Raw genomic sequence first — 1,086 nt, forward strand, 5'->3', positions numbered from 1 at the left:
TAAGCTGTTCTTTTGGTGCTCCAAAGTTAAACCGAAATTCACATTCCTTCAAGAATAAAAGAAAGTTTTTTCGGTCGATTCCATTATATTTTCAGAGTATTTTATTCCCTGACTCCAGAAATTTTCTATTATGGAGAAAGAATTTTTAATCATTACAAATGAGGTTAAATAATGAAAATAGGTTCTTTATGTTTTTTTTTCTTGGTAAGTGGATGTTCTATTATTTTTTTTCGAGAAGATTATCAGTTAAAAGATGAAGCAGGCTGGTTTAATCAAATAACAGGAAAAGAAGCGGAAAATAGTGTTTATAAATTGTGCAATGATATGTCTGCTAAGAATGTGAAAAAAGGGGCTAAGTTAGAAGAATTATCTCCTGCTGAATTTGATCGTACATATCCTTTTTTCGGAAAATGTATGTATGAAAAAGGTTATGTATTTAAGATAAAAGGTTTTGATTTTATATATTGTAACAATAAACCTAGAGAGTGTGATATTTATTCTAAATATAGACGATAAAAAAGGTTTGGTGTTGGAGTGGGTGAAAAATAAAGAAATATATTATATTAATGAATCTATTTTTATCTGGTTGTTATTTAGCTAACGGATCACCTTCTTATGATAAATTCTGGGTAAAAGATAATGATGTAAATAGAAAAAATAATGGAAGTATTGTACGGAAAAAGCATATTCAAGACTTACTAAAAACAGCATAGTTATATAAACCAAGGAGAGGATAATTGGGACGATTTATATAGAGATAAAGAAAAATATAGGTTATATGAAAATACTATTAAATTAGATTCTATGTATTTTTCAGAGTGTATTTATAAGTTAGGGTATAGGTTTAATGCTCCTTTATATTGGTGTTTAGCTCAGGATGGAGATAATACTAAAATCTGTATAGATAATATGAAATATAGAAATTAATTCTATGTTTATAGGCTTTGAACGTTTTAGAGCCTAGGCAAATGTCCCTGCAATATTTGGGGCATCAAATGCGACAAGAGATAAAGTTCAGATCTTAAATAAAATTGAGGAATATAACACTCAAGCAGTAAAAGATGGTAAACGAACCTATAATATTGA

Annotated in this window: 1 protein-coding gene and 1 pseudogene; one reads left to right on the forward strand and one right to left on the reverse strand. The window is 28.3% G+C overall.

Translation table 11 applies throughout. The features are described from left to right. Window positions 1–135: pseudogene (locus tag ABW51_RS10215) on the reverse strand (IS1595 family transposase); the annotation flags it as partial. A 36-nt stretch (window positions 136–171) separates the two neighbouring features. Between ABW51_RS10215 and ABW51_RS09545 the strand changes: the two are divergent. Continuing rightward, window positions 172–516 (forward strand): hypothetical protein, encoded by a 345-nt coding sequence (locus ABW51_RS09545; RefSeq protein ID WP_053466549.1) that lies wholly within the window; start codon window positions 172–174, stop codon window positions 514–516. Window positions 517–1,086 lie beyond the last annotated feature (570 nt).

It is taken from the genome of Haemophilus sp. C1 (genome assembly GCF_001276515.1).
Taxonomy (GTDB): domain Bacteria; phylum Pseudomonadota; class Gammaproteobacteria; order Enterobacterales; family Pasteurellaceae; genus Haemophilus.

Bases quoted from the DNA above. Each gene is read 5' to 3' on its own strand.
- ABW51_RS09545 (WP_053466549.1), top strand. From the start codon at position 172: ATGAAAATAGGTTCTTTATGTTTTTTTTTCTTGGTAAGTGGATGTTCT.